This window comes from Cellulosilyticum sp. WCF-2 (assembly GCF_003990395.1).
Taxonomy (GTDB): Bacteria; Bacillota; Clostridia; order Lachnospirales; family Cellulosilyticaceae; genus Cellulosilyticum; species Cellulosilyticum lentocellum.
In genome coordinates, this window is record NZ_CP034675.1 from 3,079,366 (window position 1) to 3,096,294 (window position 16,929).

Here is a 16,929-nt window from a genome sequence, read left to right on the forward strand (position 1 = left end):
CTGCCCTAGTATTCATTGTATTTATGCTAAAATTGTGTTATAGAAATCTGATTTAAAATGACATAATGAGATAGAAGGAGTGTATAGTATGAAAGGAACCGTTGTATCGACTTGGATTAAAACCTGCCGTAAACTTTATAATGAACAACATATTGACGAAGCTATGGAGCTCGTTAATTGGAAGAGGGATCGTGTTTTTTCCCCTATTGAAACAGTGGATGATACGCAAATTTTCAAAGTAATTCATGCCATTGCTGAAAAGGAAAAAGTAAACGAAAAAGAACTATGGAAAATTATTGGTCATGAAAATATTAAAACCTTTCATCATGATTTTCCTTCTTTTTTCAAAACCCAAAATTTGTTTTCTTTTTTAAGGGCGCTTTTTGACGTACATATTATTATGACAAAGAAATTTAAAGGTGCTAAACCGCCACTTGTACAAATCAAAGCCATTTCTAATTATGAAGCATTATTAACCTATGAATCTGAACGTTCTATGTTTGATTATTTTTATGGCCTCTTTGAAGGTGCTATGCAGTACTTTAGTGAAAAACCAAAAGTCGAAGAATTAGAACGCTCAAAGAATAGCTTAACGATAAAAATCACCTTTGAAGCACCTATCTATTTTAAAAAACGCTATTTCTTTAATAACATCTTATCTCTAGGTTTTATAAAAAGCTTACCTATTAAAAATGCTATTTTTACAGGTGTCGTATCTTTGGCTATTACTTTTCCTTTATTAGGTTCTAGTTTATGGGGAAAAAGTCTCATTTTAAGTGGTATAATAGCTGTATTAAGTGGCTTAAGCACTCACTTGCTTTTAAAACCTCAAAAAATATTAGAAGAAGAATTAGAGTTACTCTGCAATAATGAATTTAGTACTTATGGTGAAATTAAAACGAATGATTCTTTTGAAAAACTTTATGGATTAATCAATAACTATAAAGCACTCACTCGTAAGGATTTTACAGGTATTAAAAGCGTGGTAGATGAGATGAGTTCATTTACCTCTGCATTAGGTAATATCTCTGATTCAATGAAAGGAACTTCTAATGATATTTCAGAGGTAGTAGAACAAGTAGCTGATGGTGCTACCGAGCAAGCTAAAAATACAGAACAAGCTGCCTTTGTGTTAAACCAAAATATTCAGGCACTTAAGGAAATTGTTGAAAGTGAGCATCAGAATAAAAATGAGCTAGAAAATGCATTATCTAAAGTTAATAATAGCTATCAAGGCGTTAAAAATACCAGTGACCATATTTTTAATACTTTAGGAGAATTCGATAAAATTAGAGAAAAGGGCCTCTACCTAGAAACAAAAGTACACGATATGACTGCCATTATTGCTATTGTTTCTCAAATTGCAGAGCAAACAAATCTACTAGCACTTAATGCTTCTATTGAAGCTGCTAGAGCAGGAGAAAATGGTCGTGGTTTCTCTGTAGTAGCTGAATCTATTAGAAAGCTAGCTGAACAGTCTAAAGCAGCTGTTCAAGAGGTTAACGCTAATCTAGCTTTATTTATTTCAGAAATAAAGCTATTTATAGAGGCTATACAAAAAGAATATCTAAAGCTTGAAAATGAAACCAAAAATCTAGAAGGTGTAAAAAATATTAGTTTCGAGGCTAATCAATCTATACAAGCTGTATCAAGTTCCATGATTGAACTTATCCATAGTCTTACTAAGCAAGCTGATAGTATTGGCACAGCTTCTTCCACAGTAGAAGCTTTAGCTGCTATTGCGGAAGAGAACTCTGCTTCTTCAGAAGAAGTAAGTGCTAGTGTTATTAACTATTCTCATGAAATTGGTTCTTTAGTAGATAATATACAGTCCTTTAAAACAATTACAAGTGATTTTCAACATGATCTAGATCAGCACAAGCTTTAGAAGGAATCTTAGGTAAATTCCAGCGGTATTTAGAAGCTAGTAAACGTATAAGGAAGGTAAGTAAACTGCCTATAGTCATGGCAATAACATTATTGATATCATACTTAATAAGAAAATAATAAGAAGTACTTCCTAATAAAGCAGCTAAAAAGTAAATATGCTTTTTTAAGAAAAATGGAATTTCTCCAACTAATACATCTCTAAGCATACCACCACCAACACCTGTTATGATTCCTACAAATAATGTTAAAAAAGCATTTTCGAAAAAACCTCCTTGCATAGCTGTTTGAACACCGATGACAGCAAATATGCCTAGGCCTATAGCATCAGCTAAATTGAGTAGTGAACCGAAGGTTGAACTCAAATGATTTTTAAATTGATAATGATAATATTGCGTTATGTATGCTACGATAAAAGCTATTACAGCAGTTAATGCTGCAACTATAACATAAATAGGATTAACAAATAATAGCGGAGGGTGAGAACCTAGCAAAATATCTCTTATTAACCCTCCTCCTGTAGCAGCCGTTACACCTAAAATAGTAATACCTAATAAATCTAATTGCTTTTCAATACCTCTTAAAGCGCCAGAAAGAGCAAAAGCAATGGTACCTATGATTTCTATTGAAAAAATCAGAGTTTCAATCACAATTTTATAACCTCACATTCTTATTATTAAAGTTTTTCAAACAAAAAAGAGGATAAAAAGCAATTATAAAAAATATAATTGCCTTTTATCCTCTGTCCTTTTACCTGAAAGCTTACCTATTGGTTTTCCTCGTCGGTGGTGTCAATTTTACGCAGACACGCTCTCCAGATTTACGTCCCTTGACTGTATTGTACCTGAGAGTTTCAACATCTACCTGGCTTATAGCTGTTTTGCTTCTTCGGTTATTATGTAGTACATAATATCTCCAGTCAATTTCAACCGTTTAATTGTTATTAATTCTTACTGAGTATATCAAAATTATAGTTGTATGTAAATCCCAAAATTGAACTTTATCCAAAAATAGGAATCAAAAGTGGAGGAGAGGAGTATCTATTTACAAATTACACATAATTATATACAAGCATTTAAAATACTAGTATTATAATGAATTACTATATATAGGAGATACATTCCATTCAGATTACATTGTAAATACTTATTTATATACCTAATATATCCAAATTGAAGATTTTGTTTTACAACCTTAAGAAGTTGTAAATGTTAAATATGTATCATTGAATGAGATGCAAGATATGTATAACAAAAATGAAATAGTTGAATCTGTTTGAAAAAGATTTTCTCATTTTAAGGATAAATTATTATTCTTACAAAGGAACAGAAAAAAATAGTTATAAAATGCTATTTTATTATAGTATTTTACTATTCGCGAAAGCTAAGTTATCTATATCTAATATTATAAATTCCTTGAAACACATAGGTTTAAATATAATGTATATATACATTATATTTAAACCTATGTGTTTTTGCATATTTAGATTGATTTCCTTTTGTTGTATATAACATATACTACGCTTAAAACTTTCAAAATATTTAAACACTAAATAGTTCTATCTTATTTTATATTCACGCAATTTGTCGTATAATAAAATGTAGTATGAAAATCATGCACTTTATTTATTTAATACATTGGGGAGGAAATTATGCTTAACTATGTAGCAGATGAAAAAATTTATACGTCAGCAAATTCTGGGAACGTAGTCCTGAAGGTTAGAGTTGCTAATAAAGAAAAGCCATATGCTTTAAAATTGTATGCTGGTATTAATGAAAGCTTTCAAAAATTGATTTTTAATAGAGAAATGGAAGCACTTAAAGTCCTCAATTCATGCGAAGGCATAGTTAAAATCAGAGATACTAGCACTGGTATTAAATATAAGGGTCAGAGACATTACGGTGCAATCTTAATGGATTATGTCCCAGGTAAGACACTAGATCGTTATGACTGGAATAAATATTCGCAGTTAAAGAAATACGAAATCTGCTTAAAAATATTAAAAACAGTAAACAATGCACACTCTAATAATGTCATTCACAGAGACTTGAAGCCTGCAAACATCATATATAATGACATAAATCATGAAATTACCATTATTGATTTTGGTTCAAGCAAAATTAAAACTATTATTGAAAAAGAAACAACTATGCCTATGTATTCTGAAAACTATTCAGCCCCTGAGCTGGTTTCTGGAAATAATGTAACAGAAAGAAGTGATTATTATTCTTTGGGTGTGATCTTTAGCGAGATATTATTTTTACTTAGCGCAAAAGATTCAGTAAGCCTAATAGATGAAATAAGTAAGCTGTCATATAAAGCTAATTTAAAAGACATAATCTGTTCCATGTTACAAAATGATCCATCATTTCGCCCTCAATCAATTCTTGATATAATGGATATTTTTAATGAACTTATTGGCGAATTAAACACTACAGCATTTGAGTATAATATCGTAATTGATAGCAGCAAATTACAGTATTTAAAAATGAACTATATCATTGATAATTCGTTAAATATGGCTGTTTTCGTTAATTCATATTTAAAAAAGCAATTTACTGAACGCTATGGTTACTATGATGAACGATATGATAAGTACATAATAACAGGATTGGAGCTTGTTTTGGAATGTACGGTAGATGAAAGCAATGGCATGATAAGTGTAATGAGGATAAGTGATATCCCAGTAGACAGACGTAATATCAATATAAAGCGAAGCTTTAAGATCGAAGGTAAGCTGACTTTTGTTGATTCTAGGCATAAAAATCAAGTGGCAATAGGTAAGGATAATGGTAAGCTGCTTGTTATGTTTAAAAATAGAAGAAATGAAAATGAATTGTTTAGAATGAAAGAAGATAAGTTTGAAAACCTTTTTGGCAAATGGCAGGAAGGGCTAGATGAGTCCATTGTAAATGAAAAAGAAAAAGTTGCAAAAATCATCTACTCTGAATATGAAGTAAGCGAAAATCATATTATTCTAGAGGTAGACGATTGTAAGAGTAAATCTATAGATGAAATACAGTCCAATGTTTCATATGTAATAGAAGGTACTGATGATAGAGGTCAATCAGTATACTTTGACTTAGGTGTATTCGATGAAATCATATGCAACGATGACTGTTTAAGAATGATCTTTTCCTTACCAAAAAAGATACTCAGAGGGAACGTAAAGGCTTTACTAGATAAGAAAGCACCTGTAATGGAGAGCTTTCTTGCAAATACAAGCTCATATAGGCGTCAGCTTAAGGCTGTTCATGCTCTTAGAACTGAGGAATATTCCTCACGCAACTTAAAAGATATTATATTAAATATAGAAGAGCCAGAAGAAATACCAACACTAACTCCACCAATATTTATTGCTAAGAACCTAAATGAATCACAGAAACAGGCTGTAGTAAAAGCATTAAATTCTGAGAATATAAGTTTAATTCAAGGGCCTCCTGGAACAGGCAAAACTAAGGTAATTAAAGAACTAATTGGCCAAATTATACGCAGAGAAGTTCAAACCAATGATAGCCCTAAAATACTGATTGTATCTCAGTCACATACTGCAGTTGATAATATCCTAGAAGGACTAGATAAGGTGATTTCTAATAATATGCAGATAATAAGAATAGGTTCAGAGAAAAATATTTCTCCAGAAATATCAAATAAATATACAATATCTGCTCATAGAGAGGCATTATTCAGCATCATTGAAACAAATGTTAAGAAGCATATTCAAGATAAGCAGACTATGTTAATGGGAAATTCAAATGTCCATGAACAGACACGCTGGGATAAGATAAAGAGTATTCAAGAAGATTGGATTCAACGTTCTGCTGAAAAAGATTGCATAGATTATCAGATGATAAGAAGTGCTACCGTTATAGCTGGTACATGTATTGGATTCTTATCTAATGGTTTTATAAAAGATATGGAATTTGATTATGTAATTATTGATGAGGCAGCAAAGGCAACTACACCAGAACTCCTTGTCTCAATTATTAAAGCGAAGAAAATAATTTTAGTAGGTGATCAAAACCAATTACCTGCTTATGCTGATGATAGTGTTTCACCTACTATTGCAAAATTAACTAAAAAGCCTGAGTATAGAATTTTTGATATCTTGTTCGATAGTTTGCCCAAGACACATAAACAAATACTGACTACTCAGTATAGAATGATTGAAAATATAGGAAATCTGATTAGTTTAGTTTTTTATGGAGGTACTATTGATACTGGATGCGACAAAATAGATAAATTACATGGATTATCACGATATAAAGATAAGTCCATTATTTGGTTCGATACGTCTGCAAACACAGATAAAGGGCAAAGGAAGATAAAGGGCGGCTCATATATCAATGAAGAGGAGAAGAGGATAATCCTAGAAGTTATGGATGACCTAAATAAATCTGGTGAGTTAAAAGGGCTAGATGTTGGTATCATTACTGGTTATAGCGGACAAAAAGACTTACTTAGAAAAGCAGTTAAATCTAATGAATATGATAAAATTGCAAAGATCGATATTAATACTCTGGATGCTTTTCAAGGAAGAGAAAATGATGTTATTATTTATAGTACGGTGCGTACTAAGGATTCTATAGGATTTCAAAAGGAAAAAGAAAGAGTGAATGTAGCTTTTTCAAGAGCAAAGAAGCTATTAATCATCTGTGGAGACCTAGATTTCTTTTACTATTATGATGATCCAAATAATAAATTTATAGAAATTATAGACTATATCAAGGAACATGATGAATGTCTAATTATACCATGCACAGGAGGAAAATTATTTTGAAAAACTTTATAGATAAGTTATATAAAAATATTGTTCCTATAAATGAGGGATATGAATTCTTATTTGCAGATGATGTATATCTGCCAGTATATAAATCATCTTTATTGATAACCAAGAGAAGTGTATTGCCAATAAGCTTAGTTGAAGAAAAGGTTTTACAACTTTTAGAAGCTGAAGTTTACGAAATTGACGAGATGGCAAAGATTTTAGGCCTAGAACGTAGATTGCTGGATATTACCATTGCAGATTTATACACCAAAGATCTTATTGAAGCCTCTGCAAATTCTTGTAGGCTAATGTCTCAAGGAATTGATGCGCTACGTAATCTAAGTCGTACTGAAAAGAAGCAGGATCTACTTAAGTATGTTTATATGGATGGAATTTTAGGTAATGTCTTAACTGATATTTCAAATTACCAATTAGTGGACCGTATTTATAATGATAATTGCAAGTTAAAACCAATAGTGCCTATAAATGATGTAACCTTTTATACTAAACAATATAGTGCTATTTCAGATATCTTTGATAGTGAGAAAAAAGTTGTCTATTCAGTTGGTATTAGTCCTGTAGATGAAGAATTACTTACAATTGATAAAATAGATAATATCTACGTAGAATTTATAAGAATTCCTATCTATGCATATCACAGTAATAATGGAGTTGATATTGATATTATTGCTGCCAAGCCAAAGCTTGCTAATCTATTAGTAACCTATAAAGATGTAATAATTGCGCAGATAGTAAAGAAACACATATGTAAGAGTTATTTTAAATATAGAAAGCTCAATGATTCATATGATGGTGTAATTTATCCTCCTATTGGAGATTTATCACAAAAACTAAGATTTCTTCACTTTAGCAGGAATAAAAGCGAAATAGATTATACTAAGGCAGTTACAGATATTCTTTCATCAAGGCAATTAAATTATGAAGAGCAGAATGAAATAATCCCTTACATAGCAAAAGAAACAAAGAAAATTGAATTATATGTCTATAATCTTGATGAGTGGGCATATAACCCAAAATTTGTTGGTAGCCTATCTGAATATGTCTCAAAGGCTTCTTTATCAATTTACTATAGGGAATCAAATAATCCTGATAAAGCACTACAAAAATTGAAAGCTGGCTGCAAGGCTATTCAGGTATGCAATAAAATAGATACAGATTATTATATTTGCTGGAATTTTGATGATAAGTATAAAATATATGGTCTACCTACTCAACGTAAAGTAATTAATGATAATACTTATAGTACTGTATTAAGCTATTACTTAGAGACTCTGAAAGTTTTTCTGTAAATTAAGATATCTTAGGTCTTCTATGATAAAATCAAAATTATAGGAGACCTTTTATTATGGCAAGAGAAAAGAAACCTGTACACTGATTTGTGTCGCAATATCAGACACATATGTATTAATATATAGGCTGAAAGACGTATATGTGTTAAAAAGTCTTAATGCGACACGAACTCATTAATATATGTGAAACTGATTGTATTAAAAATAAACTAAGAATAAAGTTGATTGAGGAATACAGAAACATTTCTAGTGAAAAGTATGTAAATTTATATGCCTTAAGTCATCTTATTAAAGAAATTAAGCAAATAAATAGATTATAAGCCTTATAACTTATAGGAATATGTGTAATATAAAAAAACAAATTTCATGTTTAAAATGCAAAGGAATGAGACATTATAAATCAAAAACGACAAAACTATAAATTTTTGTTTTTCATATATAATAGAATAGTGATATAAAAACGACAAAATATAAGAAAAGAATTTTTTTGTTATTTGTTAGAAGAGCGATTTACCTATAGTATTAACTCTTCGCGAAACACCGGTTTTACGAATAGTAATGCGGATAAAGATTAAACCTACTCTTAAGGCTTATAGTTCTACCGTTAAACAAGCTACTTTATAATTGGATTTGTATACGATTAATATTTAGCATGTTTACTGACCAACATAAAATCCTTTTGGATTACTTAATAGCTTATTCATTCTAAGAGTATTTATTTTATCTATACTTTTTAATTACTTAATTCAATAAATGCCGTAACATCTTTATACGGATATACTTCAAATTTCTCGACTAGTATTGGAGTTTCAGCAAAATCAGTTATCAAGCCATTGATTAAGCAACTTTTATACTTTTAAAATACAAATCAACTGATTCATTTATATACGCCTCTATAATTCTCAGGTAATAATTCTGCTATTTTTTTCATTATATATCTTATGGCAAAATCTTCATATTCCTTTTTATCTTGCTCTTTTGCTCTCTTGGGAAATTCAAATTGTTTTCCAATGTTGATATGAACATCTGCATAATTAAAGGTTTCTGCACTCATATCTCCTTCTTTATTTATAGGTAACAGTTTTTCTGTCCCATATAATCCAATAGGTACAATAGGAGCTCCTGTCATTCTTGCTATAAGAAGGACTCCTCTCTTTGCTTCTATCAAGCTACCAACTCTACTTCTAGTTCCTTCTGGGAAAATCAATAAACTTTCACCTTGCTTAACAAGGCTCACGATTTTTTTAAGACCATCTTTATCAACAGTATTAGGTTTTATATTTGTCGTCTTTACTACATTAACCCCTATACTTGTAATAGCATTGTTTGATAGCTTTATACCTGCTACAAAAGTTGGATCAATCTCTTTTAAAGCCTTATCTAAAACTAATCCATCAGAATTGCTTAAATGATTACATATAAAAATAGTTGGTGTTTTTAATCCTTTTAAGTTTTCACTTCCCTGTATGTTTATACTAGCATATTTTTTCAGGTATTTATTAACCATTTTTTTAGATATGTATGTGACAAATTTATTAGGTAAAATATTTATTATTTTTGCCGTTGTAGCAGATATCATTTGCTTACTCCTCCTAAATGCCTCTATACTTGAAAGTAAATTGATATTTACCAAAATATATCATAATATCAAATCAATATCAATAAAGTTATCTATACTGTATAGATTTAATATAGATAACTCTATTAATATCAATGCTTCTATAGATTTAGGCATAGATAACTAGGTTTTACAAATCTAATAAATACCAAGATTTTTAAGCACTTATTTTGTTTGCTTCCAAGCTTCTACATACTGATTAAAAATTGCATTAATAGCATCACCAATTTGTGCATAAGCTTCATCTGGTAAATTAGCCAATGAAACACGGATTGACCAATCAGGACCTTTAAAACCATTACCATTTAATAACACAATGGCATATTCTTGAGCGAGACGAAAAAGAATATCCTCCGGTGCATAATGTATTTCTAAATAATTAACAAACTCTTCATTGTATTTAACTCGAGCCCACACAAGTAAATCAATTTCACTATAATAAGCTGTATTATGAGGTTGCAAATAAAGTGGTAAATCTAAGTGATCATATAAGAGTTTAAGGCGTCTATGGCAAATTTCTTGCGTTTGTTTTTTATAGCAATTTTCTTTGTCAAGTAAGGCAAAGACAGAGAAAATTGCCATTTGTGCTTGCTGTGGTGTGGACAAACCAGCTGTATGATTTAAAGCTACTTGCCTACTATCTGCTACAATACGATCAATAAAAGTAATATCTCTTGGATTATTAGTTAATGCACCATAACGATGATCTAAATCAGAGATGACTTCTGGTGGTAACTCTCTAATAAGCTGATCAAATATATTTTTTTTGCTAATAGCAATAAGACCTAGTCTCCAACCTGTTACCCCAAAATACTTAGAATATGAATACACACCTATTGTTTGTTCTGGAATTTCTGTCATTAGTGATTTAAAGTTATTGGTAAACGTACCATAAACATCATCTGTAATAATCATTAATTTAGGATTTTTTTCTTTGATAATCTGCTTCATATAAATAATTGATTCGTCATTGATAGCCACTGAAGGAGGATTACTTGGATTAACTAAAAAAAGTGCTTTAACAGTTTTATCTGCTATTTTATCTAGTTCTTCTTTTGGATATTGCCAGTTGTGTCTTCCTTCCTCATTAATTTCACTGGCATGAATATTAGTTACTTTAAGTGCATAGCGGCTTAAATGAGGAATTTCTAAATAAGGCGTAAAAATAGGAACCATTAGAGCAATATGATCCCCTTTTTCCAAAAGATGATTAGCCATCATACTATCAAAGATATAGCACATTGCAGCCGTTCCACCTTCTACAGCAAATAGGTCATGTGTTACTTCTTTAGGAATGACTCTTCCCATTTCTTGCATTAAATAATCATATACTACTTTCTCTATACAACGAAGCATACGGCCTGGCATAGGATAATGATCGCCTATAATAGCATCCACTAATTCATAAATCCAACGATTTTTATTAAAACCATGTACCTTAACACCGTATTCAATCACACCAGAAAGTAGATCTAAACCAGGTAAATGCTTATTATTAGCTACAAACTCATCAAAGTGCATATCAATATCTTTTACATAAGGCATTCCTGCTAAATCATTTTTTTCTACATCACGCTTCGTTTCTTCTACTGCAAATAAACCTAGTGTAAAAAAAGCCTGACGCGGTGTAGATGCAGTCCAATTGGGATTTCCTCTTCCAGCATTTAAAAAAGTAGCCACGCCTTTCTTTTCTGTGCTTTTTGCCATAGCAATAAGTTTATTTTTTAGTTCAAAAGGGCTTAAATTTTTATATTCTTTTACAAGTTCTTTTATTTCTTCTGTTCCTTTTAAAATCACTAGTTTATCCTCTCTTCTTCTGTAATAATCCTGATGTCTATGAGAAAAATAATACGACTATTGATTCCCAAATAAGTGCGCCATTCCATGTTTGCCCTACATGATTTTCTGCAATAATAAAGCTACGGTATTCTACAACAGAAGCACCAGAATAAATACCATAGCCTTCAATTACTTTTTGTGATTTTTCATCAATCTTCTTACATTCTTCTGGAAGGTTTATACCTAATAACTTGGGTGCAATTGTTGAAAGAAAAAAAAGCGCTACCAATGGTCCTAAAAATATAAGTAACGGCATAACCAATAGGTACAAAGTCTGACATAAGCTTGATATCTGCTGGTGGCACCTTTAAACTTGCAATAGCCCCTTGCCCTACACCAATAACAGCTGATTGGGTTAAGACGACTACTGTAAGCCCTGCTGCTTGTCCTGCATTATACCCTAAAATCTTTCCTGCAATAATAACAAGAAAAGTGCTAATTCAGGATAATCTCTTAATGCCTGAATAAGCCAATTCATTGTGTCACCATCCTATTTTAACCAATTTAATAAACCTGTACATGATTACCACTCAATAAGCTTTAGTTTTTCCGTATCAGTAAATTTTATTCTTTATTACTCTCTCTGACTTAAATATGCCTTTAAAAGGCGATTGCTTACTTTTTCAATAGCTCTCCTATCTTCAATTGTTTCATAAAAAGCTACTTGCTGATTCATTAAGTACGAATAGATAATTAAGCTTCGATCTATTTTTGTTTTATCTAAGTCGTAGCTCTTCTTAAAGGGTTTGCTTAGATAACTATTGCCCTGTTCAATAAAATTTTTTAATAATTGGTTTCTATCTTCTATGTTCCAATAAAAGCTTTGCAATATAGTTGTTCCTTTAAGTAAGTATAGCTTACATCCTCCCATTGGACATGGTAATACAGCCATTCCTCTGGTTTGTGCTAGACTTAATGCTATGGCTTCCTGTCTATAACCTAAACGTTTTAGGGCATACCAATTCTGTCTATATATAATGGCTTTATTAAAATCTAGCTGCTCACTAGCTTCTTTCATGGCTGTTTCATAGAACACCAATGGTAATTGATTTTCTCCTTCTAAAAAAAGCACCAAGCTTTTTAATGCCTTTTGATGCTCTTCTCTATTAGAATCCTGACAAGGTCCTACACATCTTTTTAGTTTATAAGTTAGACATCCTTCTACCCCTTCCCCTTGCTTACAAGACTGAAGCCCAAAATAATTCCTTAAAGCTTCTACTGCCGTTAACAAATCAGCACTTTGGTCATAGGGACCAAAATAAAGTCCCGTATTACCCTTTTCATAAACAGCTGTGATAGAACCTAATGATTCTTCAATTCCTACATGAATATAGCGATACTTCTTTTCGTTTTTTAAAAGACGATTATACAACGGTTTATATTGCTTAATAAGTACACTTTCTAAAATAAGTGCATCTAACTCTGTATCTGTATACTTACACTCAAAAGTATCTATAGCAGCTACCATTCGTTTAATTCTAGGTTTTACATGCTTTAAGCTTCCAAAATAAGAACTTACACGATTTTTTAAGTGTTTAGATTTCCCAACATAAATGACATAGCCTTCTCGATCTTTCATTAAATAAACACCCGGTGTAAGTGACAAATTTTTTGCTTGTTCCTTTAGTTCTTCAAAAGTCATCTCTTCTCCTATCATTCAAAAACGCTTAAAGTCGTATACCACATACTTCTAGTAGGCGTTTTGCATTACCTCCATAAATAGCATTTTGTTCCTGCTCTGTTAAAGTAGTTTCTTTTAAACCTTTATCATAGCGCTTAGGTGACACTAAAGGGTAATCACTTCCAAATAGTACTTTATCTAATATTCCCATTGTCTTGGCAGTGTCATAAATAGCCGGTTCATACAAAAAGATCATTGCTGCTGTATCATAATAAACATTTTTGAATTTCTCCTTAATTTCTTTCATATGTTCATAAATAAAAATTCCCCCACCCCAATGAGCTAAAATAATAGGTTGATCTGGATGATGCTTGATAAATGCATCTATTTCTCTTAAAGAAGTTGAAGTCTTTCCTATATAGTCATGTCCAATTGGTTCATTGGTATGTACTATAATAGGCATGTGATAATGCTTACTACAATTTGCCATTGCTGCTGTTTGGTTGGCATCATCTATTTGAAAATTTTGTCCCGCTGGGAAAAGTTCTCCTATCCCTCTAAGGCCACCCTGATAGCATCTCTCAATCTCTCGTTCTACATGTGGATGTTGTGGCACAACAGCCGCAAATCCTACTAGCTTATCTTTATATTTTCGAGTTACTTCCATTACATAATCATTCACATATTGACAAAGTCCCATATCTTGAAAACTAAAGCCAAAAATAACAGAATGGTCAATCTTTGCTTCCTGCATATGTGTAAGTACTTCTTCTGCTGTTACAAATCGATTTTGAGGGCTATTAGATAGAAGCGTAAAGTAAGGTTCCTTTTCTCCAAATTTTTGATACTGCTTAATGATATCTGGTGGTGTTACATGAACGTGCATATCTATTCTCATGGCATATCTCCTTTACTACTTAACCATTGAATTATTTTTCTATATTTAATACATCCTTTTAATTAGCTTATATTACTTGTATCATACCACAAAAACCAATGAGCTAACATCCGTTTAAGTTATAAGCAATCTGTGCTATACTAATAAAAACTTTAACGCATAGTTGATGGAGGATACACAATGCAATTACAACATTTACTCAGCTACGTAAGACGTGCCGTTCAAGATTATAATATGATAGCGGAAGGTGACCGAATTGCTATTGGTATTTCTGGTGGAAAAGATAGCTTGATATTAGCTCTAGCACTTAGTCATCTTAAACGATTTTATCCAAAGTCTTTTGAGATCATGGGAATAACGGTGTCTTTAGGCTTTGATAACTTCGATTTATCTGAAGTAAGCTCTTTTTTTGATACGATACAAGTCCCTTTTTATGTATGTAATACTCAAATTGCACAAATTATCTTTGAAGAACGTAAAGAGTCTAATCCTTGCTCCTTGTGTTCGAAAATGCGTAAGGGTGCCTTATATGAAGAAGCAAAAAAGATGGGGTGTACTAAAATTGCTCTAGGTCATAACAAGGATGATATTAATGAGACCTTATTAATGTCTCTTTTTTATGAGGGACGTATTCATACAATGGCACCTGTTACTTACATGGATCAAGTCGATTTGCACATTATTCGTCCTCTGATTTATGCACCAGAAAAAGATATTAGAGGATTTGTAAAAAAAGAGAGCCTTCCAGTCGTTAAAAGTCCTTGTCCTGCTGACGGTCAGACTAAAAGAGAAACAACAAAAGAACTTATTTCAAGTTTGCAAAGAGATATTCCAAGGCTATCAGAACATTTGTTCGGTGCTATTCAAAGGAGCACTATTGAAGGCTGGAAAACTAAGGAGGGAAAATAAATGGCTAGTTATCAAGAACGTCGTCAAAAATATGTAACACTTAAAACAAGGGAATTACTCCAAACGCTTCCCCCCTATATTTTTGACTTTTTTAGAGGAATAGAACATACTAGTAGCGCTAATACAAGGCTCGCTTATGCTTATGACATTAGAGTTTATTTAAACTTCCTACATGAATCTATTCCTGGTTTAAAAGACTTACCTTCTATTGCTGCTATTACACTAGAACAATTAGAATCTATTACACCAAGAGATATCGAACGTTATTTAGAATACTTATCATACTACGAAATAAGTAATAAAGAACATACGCATCATGCACCACTTTCACCTGCTGCAGCTCAGGAGAATTTGAATAATGGACAATATCATCAAAATGGGCAAACAGGAAAAGCAAGAAAATTGGCATCCATTAAAACGCTATACAATTACTTTTACAAACAGCAACGTATTCTACATAATCCAACTTCCTTAGTAGATATGCCTAAAATCTATGAAAAACCCATTATTAAACTCGATGTAGATGAAATCGCAAAGTTATTAGACGTGGTTGAATCTGGTGAACAATTAACCGATAAGCAAAAGATTTATCATGAGTTTACTCGAAAAAGAGATTTAGCTATTGTAGCCGTTCTTCTTGGAACAGGCATTCGTGTTTCAGAATGTGTAGGTATTAATATAGAAGATATTGACTTCAACTATAATGGTATTAAAATCACTCGCAAGGGTGGTAATGAAACTATTATTTACTTTAGTAAAGAAGTAGAAAAGATTTTAAGAGACTATTTAACCGATAGGCGTACTAAAACTTGTAAGGATATTGATCATCCTCTATTTCTTTCTTTGCAAAATAAACGTATTTCTGTACGTAGTGTACAGTTACTAGTTAAAAAATATAGTAGTTTAGTAACTCAGTTAAAGAAAATAACACCTCATAAACTTCGTTCTACCTATGGTACCCAACTTTATCAAGAAACTGGTGATATTTATTTAGTTGCTGATGTCCTAGGACATAAGGATGTGAATACCACTAAAAAACATTATGCCCAAATGGATGATGCCCGCAAACGTTATGCTGCTTCTATTATTAAACTCCGCGAGGAATAAATTATACGCCTAAAATATGTAGAACATATATAATTGACTGATTTGTTTAAATATAGTATCATTTTAATATATTAAAATCCAAGGAGGTTTTCAATGATTAAAGAGAAGAACATCGCAATATGTATTATTTTATCAATTGTTACTTGTGGGATTTATGGTTTATACTGGTTTGTATGTTTAACAGATGATGTAAGTACCGCTTCTGGTGAATATTCTACTTCTGGTGTAATGGCTCTTATACTTACTATCGTAACATGTGGCATTTACGGTTTATTTTGGGCATTTAAAATGGGGGATAGATTAGACATTGCTAAACAAAAACGCGGCATTCCAGCTAGTAATGGTGGTATTCTTTACTTAATCTTATTCCTCTTTGGTGGCATTATCACTTATGCACTTATTCAATATGAACTTAATAAGCTAGCTGTTTAAAATGACCTCTAAAAAGAAAAGAGCTATAAATGTTTTACAGTTTGCTATCTGTATAGTGGCTTTAGGCTTACTATATGCTATATGGTGTCATTTTAGTGCTTTACATATTCCGTGTCTTTTTCATCATATTACAGGCTGGTATTGCCCAGGATGTGGTGTGACTAGGATGTGTTTGGCTATACTCTCACTAGATTTTGATACAGCTTTTTATTATAATAAAGCCATCTTTATCCTATTGCCTTTTTATATTCTAATAGGCATTAAGTACATACTACTCTATATCAAAATAGGCAAAATTTCATTTACTCAAATTGAAAACATAGGATTAATTATTTCTATTGTTATTTTGCTAGTGTATGGCTTAATCAGAAATATTTTACCGTATAACTACTTTTAATAAAAAATAGTAAAAGGAAGGATGGTGAAATGAGTTATCTTATTTCACTATCCTTCCTTTTATTTATAATTTGCTTCTACTTCTTAATTAGAAATAACAGATAGTTCCTCATCTAATATACAAGACGGCTAGTGCATACTATA

The 16,929-nt window shown here is 31.5% G+C and carries 14 protein-coding genes and 2 riboswitches; of the genes, 7 read left to right on the plus strand and 7 right to left on the minus strand.

The annotated features are described in order from the left end of the window. The first annotated feature begins 88 nt into the window (after positions 1 to 88). Positions 89 to 1,888 (plus strand): heme NO-binding domain-containing protein, encoded by a 1,800-nt coding sequence (locus EKH84_RS13785; protein ID WP_127066750.1) that lies wholly within the window; start codon positions 89 to 91, stop codon positions 1,886 to 1,888. On the opposite strand, the gene EKH84_RS13790 is transcribed toward EKH84_RS13785, so the two are convergent. Further along, complete coding sequence (locus EKH84_RS13790) at positions 1,845 to 2,537, minus strand: trimeric intracellular cation channel family protein (RefSeq protein ID WP_127066751.1); 693 nt, start codon at positions 2,535 to 2,537, stop codon at positions 1,845 to 1,847. The two genes, EKH84_RS13785 and EKH84_RS13790, sit on opposite strands and share 44 nt — an antisense overlap. Positions 2,538 to 2,628: 91 nt before the next feature. After that, positions 2,629 to 2,706, minus strand: a riboswitch (glycine riboswitch). A gap of 4 nt (positions 2,707 to 2,710) precedes the next feature. Beyond that, positions 2,711 to 2,816, minus strand: a riboswitch (glycine riboswitch). A gap of 722 nt (positions 2,817 to 3,538) precedes the next feature. Between EKH84_RS13790 and EKH84_RS13795 the strand changes: the two genes are divergently transcribed. Beyond that, entirely contained in the window at positions 3,539 to 6,667 is a 3,129-nt protein-coding gene (locus EKH84_RS13795) for an AAA domain-containing protein (protein ID WP_127066752.1), read from the plus strand. Then, positions 6,664 to 7,965 (plus strand): hypothetical protein, encoded by a 1,302-nt coding sequence (locus EKH84_RS13800; protein ID WP_127066753.1) that lies wholly within the window; start codon positions 6,664 to 6,666, stop codon positions 7,963 to 7,965. Before EKH84_RS13795 ends, EKH84_RS13800 begins: the two co-directional genes overlap by 4 nt. An 877-nt stretch (positions 7,966 to 8,842) precedes the next feature. Here the strand turns inward: EKH84_RS13800 and EKH84_RS13805 are convergent. The 6 genes from EKH84_RS13805 to EKH84_RS13830 form a co-directional block, all read right to left on the minus strand. Next, positions 8,843 to 9,544: a lysophospholipid acyltransferase family protein gene (locus EKH84_RS13805; protein ID WP_127066754.1), complete on the minus strand. Its 702-nt coding sequence runs from the start codon at positions 9,542 to 9,544 to the stop codon at positions 8,843 to 8,845. A gap of 204 nt (positions 9,545 to 9,748) precedes the next feature. Then, positions 9,749 to 11,380 (minus strand): aspartate 4-decarboxylase, encoded by a 1,632-nt coding sequence (gene aspD, locus EKH84_RS13810; RefSeq protein ID WP_127066755.1) that lies wholly within the window; start codon positions 11,378 to 11,380, stop codon positions 9,749 to 9,751. Positions 11,381 to 11,417: 37 nt separating this feature from the next. After that, positions 11,418 to 11,678, minus strand: coding sequence for a hypothetical protein (locus tag EKH84_RS13815; RefSeq protein WP_127066756.1), 261 nt, complete (start codon positions 11,676 to 11,678; stop codon positions 11,418 to 11,420). Beyond that, a complete protein-coding gene (locus EKH84_RS22960; protein WP_127068090.1) occupies positions 11,581 to 11,862 on the minus strand; it encodes a hypothetical protein in 282 nt (93 codons plus the stop codon). The genes EKH84_RS13815 and EKH84_RS22960 overlap by 98 nt, the downstream gene beginning before the upstream one ends. Positions 11,863 to 11,996: 134 nt before the next feature. Further along, positions 11,997 to 13,064, minus strand: a complete 1,068-nt coding sequence (locus EKH84_RS13825) for a GIY-YIG nuclease family protein (protein WP_190283335.1) — start codon at positions 13,062 to 13,064, stop codon at positions 11,997 to 11,999. A 25-nt stretch (positions 13,065 to 13,089) separates the two neighbouring features. Then, entirely contained in the window at positions 13,090 to 13,941 is an 852-nt protein-coding gene (locus EKH84_RS13830; RefSeq protein ID WP_127066758.1) for an amidohydrolase family protein, read from the minus strand. A 180-nt stretch (positions 13,942 to 14,121) separates the two neighbouring features. Between EKH84_RS13830 and EKH84_RS13835 the strand changes: the two genes are divergently transcribed. The 4 genes from EKH84_RS13835 (at position 14,122) to EKH84_RS22965 (ending at position 16,786) form a co-directional block, all read left to right on the plus strand. Continuing rightward, positions 14,122 to 14,850, plus strand: a complete 729-nt coding sequence (locus EKH84_RS13835) for a tRNA 2-thiocytidine biosynthesis TtcA family protein (RefSeq protein WP_127066759.1) — start codon at positions 14,122 to 14,124, stop codon at positions 14,848 to 14,850. Continuing rightward, a complete protein-coding gene (locus EKH84_RS13840) occupies positions 14,851 to 15,957 on the plus strand; it encodes a tyrosine-type recombinase/integrase (RefSeq protein WP_127066760.1) in 1,107 nt (368 codons plus the stop codon). It begins immediately after the preceding gene. Positions 15,958 to 16,050: 93 nt separating this feature from the next. Beyond that, a complete protein-coding gene (locus tag EKH84_RS13845) occupies positions 16,051 to 16,389 on the plus strand; it encodes a DUF4234 domain-containing protein (protein WP_127066761.1) in 339 nt (112 codons plus the stop codon). Position 16,390: 1 nt separating this feature from the next. Next, positions 16,391 to 16,786 carry a DUF2752 domain-containing protein gene (locus tag EKH84_RS22965; RefSeq protein ID WP_127066762.1) on the plus strand — a complete coding sequence of 132 codons (396 nt, stop codon included), beginning with the start codon at positions 16,391 to 16,393 and terminating at the stop codon, positions 16,784 to 16,786. Positions 16,787 to 16,929 lie beyond the last annotated feature (143 nt).

What these genes read in the sequence shown, in the direction of transcription:
- EKH84_RS22965 (WP_127066762.1), top strand. Translation starts at nt 16,391, where the DNA reads ATGACCTCTAAAAAGAAAAGAGCTATAAATGTTTTACAGTTTGCTATC.
- EKH84_RS13805 (WP_127066754.1), bottom strand. Translation starts at nt 9,544, where the DNA reads ATGATATCTGCTACAACGGCAAAAATAATAAATATTTTACCTAATAAA.
- EKH84_RS13835 (WP_127066759.1), top strand. Translation starts at nt 14,122, where the DNA reads ATGCAATTACAACATTTACTCAGCTACGTAAGACGTGCCGTTCAAGAT.
- EKH84_RS13815 (WP_127066756.1), bottom strand. Translation starts at nt 11,678, where the DNA reads ATGCCGTTACTTATATTTTTAGGACCATTGGTAGCGCTTTTTTTTCTT.
- EKH84_RS13845 (WP_127066761.1), top strand. Translation starts at nt 16,051, where the DNA reads ATGATTAAAGAGAAGAACATCGCAATATGTATTATTTTATCAATTGTT.
- EKH84_RS13785 (WP_127066750.1), top strand. Translation starts at nt 89, where the DNA reads ATGAAAGGAACCGTTGTATCGACTTGGATTAAAACCTGCCGTAAACTT.
- EKH84_RS13840 (WP_127066760.1), top strand. Translation starts at nt 14,851, where the DNA reads ATGGCTAGTTATCAAGAACGTCGTCAAAAATATGTAACACTTAAAACA.
- EKH84_RS13795 (WP_127066752.1), top strand. Translation starts at nt 3,539, where the DNA reads ATGCTTAACTATGTAGCAGATGAAAAAATTTATACGTCAGCAAATTCT.
- EKH84_RS13830 (WP_127066758.1), bottom strand. Translation starts at nt 13,941, where the DNA reads ATGAGAATAGATATGCACGTTCATGTAACACCACCAGATATCATTAAG.
- EKH84_RS13825 (WP_190283335.1), bottom strand. Translation starts at nt 13,064, where the DNA reads ATGACTTTTGAAGAACTAAAGGAACAAGCAAAAAATTTGTCACTTACA.